Below are 3,445 nucleotides of genomic sequence, written 5' to 3' on the forward strand. Positions count from 1 at the left end.
CGCGCACGGCGTGCCGGGTGGTGCGCGGGGGTTGCTCGATGCGCTGGCCGAGCCGTTGCTGGCGCGTCTGGCAGACGCCGCCTGCAGGCCTGCCAGCAGCGCCTGGACAACGTGCAGGCGCTGTTGGGTGCGGGGTGGTGGGAGTGGCCGTTGCACGCACCTTGCCTGCAACTGGCACCGGGCTTGGCGGCAAGCCTGGGGGTGGAGGCGCAACTGTCACTGCCAGCCTGGCTGGCGCGGCTGCACCCGGCGGACCGTGAAGCGGCGCAACTGGCGTTCGAGACCGTGCAGCGCGCAGGTGGCCACCTGCAGGTATGCGTGCGCCTGCACGAGGCCCCCCAGCGCTGGTACCGCGTGTGTGGGCAGGTGCAGGGGCACGCTGGCCAGCGTCGGCTGCACGGTTTCATGCTCGATATCAGCGATATCCGCGAGCAACAGCAGCAGACCAGTGCCGCCCATGCGCGGCTGGACAACCTGATTGCCAGCTCGCCGGCGGTGATCTACATCCAGCGCTATGACGCCGGTGCGCTGCAGGCCGAGTTCTTCAGTGCCAGCCTGCAGCCCATGCTCGGCTGGCCCGCCGATGCCCGGCAGCAACCGGCGCACTGGGTGCACCCCGATGACCAGGCGCTGTGGCTGCAGCGCACGCGTACGCTGTTGCGCGATGGCCAGGTGCGCAGCCGCTATCGTCTGCGTGACAGCCATGGCGAGTACCACTGGGTGCTGGACGAGGCACGTTTGCTGCGTGACGACCTGGGCTTGCCGGTGGAGGCGGTGGGCATCTGGCTGGACGTCACCGAGGCCACCCTGGCCGCCGAGCGCGTACGCGACAGCGAGGAGCGTTATCGGGTACTGGTGGAGGATTCGCCGGCGATGATCTGTCGCTACCGGTCGGACCTGAGCCTGGTGTTCGGCAACCGGCCGTTGGCCGACTATCTGGAGTGCAGGCCTGAGCAACTGCCGGGCCTGAACCTGGGCCAGTGGATGTCGCAGGCGCAGCGCGAAGCCTTCGTGCAGCGCCTGGCCGGGCTGACCGCGCAGCAACCGGTCAGCAGCGCCGAGATCTGCCTGGAGCTGCCGGGGCGCGAGCATGCCTGGTGGGTGTGGTCCGATCGCGGCCTGTTCGACAGCGATGGCCGGTTGCTGGAGGTGCAGGCGGTAGGGCGCGACAACACCGCACTGCGGCGTAGCCAGCAGCAACTGTTGCAGAGCGCGAAAATGGCCACCCTGGGCGAGATGTCCACAGGGCTTGCGCACGAGATCAACCAGCCGCTGAACGTGATGCGCATGGCGGTGGTCAATGCGCTCAAGCGCCTGGAGAGCGGCGAGGTGGAGGTGGCGTACCTGCAGGAGAAGCTCAAGCGCATCGATGCACAGGTGCTGCGCGCCTCACGGGTGGTCGACCACATGCGTGTGTTCGGGCGGCGTTCGGAGGTCGAGGCGCAGGTGTTCGACCCCTGGCAAGCCGTCGAGGGGGCTTTGTCGCTGCTGGCCGATGGCCTGGCGGGCAAGGGTGTGGAACTGCGCGTGGGCGAGGCCCTTGCCGGGTGCGAGGTGCGCGGCCACCCCGACCAGTTGGAGCAGGTGCTGATCAACCTGATGGTCAATGCCCGCGATGCCTTGCTGGGGCGGCGCGACGCCGAGCCGCAGCGGCGTGCGTGGATCGGCATTCATGCCGAACAGGTGCAGGGCTGGGTGCGTCTGCAGGTGCAGGACAACGCTGGCGGTATCGACCCGCGCCTGCTGGAGCGGATCTTCGAACCCTTCTTTACCACCAAGCCCAGCGGGGTCGGCACCGGGCTGGGGCTGTCGGTGAGCTGCGGCATCATCGAGCGCATGGGCGGGCTGCTGAGTGCACACAATGCTGACGAGGGCGCCTGCTTCGTGATCGAGCTGCCGCTCTACAGCACCAGTTGAGCGCGGTTGGAACAGGTCAGGTTGGCGCCTACCTCGACGTAGTTCAGGTCGATCCCCAGGCCCTTGAGCAGGCTGTTGAGCAGCGGGTCCAGCAACGGGCTGAGCAGGTCGTTGATCACCGGGTCGAGAAGCGCCTTGATACCGTCGAGCAGGCCGCCGGCCACCACCAGCAGGTTGCCCAGCAGGTTGCCGTTCTGCGGCTTGTACACCTGCAACTGGATGCCCTTGATGGTGCTGGTGAGGCTCTGCAGGATATTGCTCGCCTGGGTATGGTTGTAGCTGGGCGGTAGATTGATGTTGGGCGGGGTGGTGCTGTTGGCTGCACTGAACAGCAGGTCGACATTGGCGCTCTTGAGCAGTGGCGTGTCGATCTTGATGCCCACGCGCCGCCGGTGAACTCCTTGTGCGGGCCGCAGATCAGCAGCAGGCTGCAGGTGCGTGTGCCGATGTCGATCAACGGCAGCGGGTAGACCGTGGGGCTGCTGTTGAAGCCGCTGGCCGGGACGATCTTGCCGAGCTTGAGGTCCAGTGCGGCGCTTTCGGTACGGGCGGTCAGGCGCTTGTCGGCGCCACAGCTGTAATCGGTCAGGTAGCTGCGGGCCTGGGCCACTTCCAGGCTGATGTCGACGGTGGGTGCGCCAAACGGCACGATGTCGCCGGCTTCGCACGGGCCCACCACGCACAGCAGGGCTTCGACGGTGCCCTTGAGGTTGAGCCCCAGCAGGTTGCTGACCGCCGAGGTGAGCGGCGAGGCGATGGTCGAGATCGCGCCGATCAGCCCGCCGACGCCGCTGAGCAGGCGCATGTTGACCGAGACCAGGGCGCGTATCTGTGCGCTCTTGACCATGATCGCGTCGCTGCCCAGCGGGGCGACTCTGGCCTTGGCCGGGTTGCCGACCGCAGAAAACTGCGGTGGCTCGACCACCTTGAGCTTGATCGAACCGGTCAGCAGGCCCAGCACGTTGAGGGGCACCTCGACCACCGCCGCGCTCTGCTGGTTGGCCAGCAGGATCACCGCCTGCAGCAGCTCCAGCAGTTGCACGCTGGCATCCAGCCCCGAGGCCACGGTGCCGCTCTGGATTGCGAGAATGCTGCCCAGCTTGAGGTCAGTGGTGGCATTGGCGTTGGCCAGCACCTTGCCCAGGTTGGCGAGCACCTGCACCGTGGCACCACCGCGCTGGGCCACGTCGATCGCGGCCTGGATCAATTGCGTGGCCTTGAGGTTCTTGGCCAGCAACTGGTCGTACTGGCCGACGCCGACGCCGACATTCACTGCCAGTTGGTCGACGAACGCCAGCAGGTTGATATCGGTGTTGGCGATGCCCTGCCAACCGAGCGCATCCAGTGTCACCTTGGCGCCGAGCGGATCAAGCAGTGCATTGAGCAGGGTGGATCTACGCGAGTCGATGGTGGCCAGGGTGGTTTGCAGGCGCAGCATCGCCTGCGGTGGCTTGGGCACCGCCCCCCACTGCGGTGGCGCGCAGGGTGGTGGTGGCCGGTGGCGCCCTGCCGCTGAGCAGTGCCTGCA

General features: G+C 67.3%; 1 protein-coding gene and 2 pseudogenes. 1 reads left to right on the plus strand and 2 read right to left on the minus strand.

The features are described from left to right. A pseudogene (locus tag G3436_RS10860) lies at nt 1-1,917 on the plus strand (PAS domain-containing sensor histidine kinase); the annotation flags it as partial. Here the strand turns inward: G3436_RS10860 and G3436_RS10865 are convergent. Both G3436_RS10865 and G3436_RS10870 read right to left on the minus strand, forming a co-directional pair. Next, nucleotides 1,902-2,126, minus strand: coding sequence for a hypothetical protein (locus G3436_RS10865; RefSeq protein WP_163944647.1), 225 nt, complete (start codon nt 2,124-2,126; stop codon nt 1,902-1,904). The pseudogene G3436_RS10860 and the gene G3436_RS10865 sit on opposite strands and share 16 nt — an antisense overlap. Next, nucleotides 2,033-3,445, minus strand: a pseudogene (locus G3436_RS10870) (hypothetical protein); the annotation flags it as partial. The pseudogene G3436_RS10870 and the gene G3436_RS10865, both read right to left, overlap by 94 nt.

Source organism: Pseudomonas brassicae (assembly GCF_010671725.1).
GTDB lineage: Bacteria > Pseudomonadota > Gammaproteobacteria > Pseudomonadales > Pseudomonadaceae > Aquipseudomonas > Aquipseudomonas brassicae.